Annotated in this window: 1 protein-coding gene; it reads right to left on the reverse strand. The window is 49.5% G+C overall.

Features of this window, described 5'->3' with window-relative positions; genetic code table 11:
- Positions 1-210: SH3 domain-containing protein (locus AC1VNJ_RS27010; protein ID WP_482641644.1), on the reverse strand; the 210-nt coding region annotated here is incomplete at both ends.

Genomic DNA, 210 nt, shown 5'->3' on the forward strand with positions numbered 1-210 from the left:
TGTACATAATCGCTGCTTACGTAGCCCGTGCGGCCGTTGTAGTTAATTTTGTACCAGCTTCCGCTTTTGCTCATCACAGACAGCTTCTGGCCTTTTGTCACACTTCCTATGGATGCATAATTGGTGCCCGCTCCGCTTCTTACATTCAGCGTGCTTGCCGTTACTGTATACGTTGTGCTTTCTGCTGGTGGCGCTGTTGTTCCTGATGAC

It is taken from the genome of Priestia sp. 3CA3 (assembly GCF_056836725.1).